At 63.4% G+C, this 232-nt stretch carries 1 pseudogene; it reads left to right on the forward strand.

What is annotated here, in order from left to right:
- Positions 1–232: pseudogene (locus GJQ66_RS14445) on the forward strand (ABC transporter ATP-binding protein); the annotation flags it as partial.

A 232-nucleotide genomic window follows, 5' to 3' on the forward strand; every position in this document is an offset into this window, starting at 1 on the left:
CTGCTGACCAACCCGCGTTTCCTGCTGTGTGACGAAATCAGCTTGGGCTTGGCCCCGGTGGTCGTGAACCAGCTGTACGCCATCCTGCCGCGCATCTGCGAACGCGGGGTCGGCATCGTGATCGTCGAACAGGACATCAGCCGATCCCTGTCCGTGGCGCAGGAATTCCACTGTTTCCTCGAAGGCCGGATCACCCTGTCGGGCGATCCCGGCGAGGTCACGCTCGACACTG

Source organism: Microbacterium sp. ZXX196 (genome assembly GCF_009709595.1).
In the GTDB taxonomy this organism is placed as follows: domain Bacteria; phylum Actinomycetota; class Actinomycetes; order Actinomycetales; family Microbacteriaceae; genus Microbacterium; species Microbacterium excoecariae.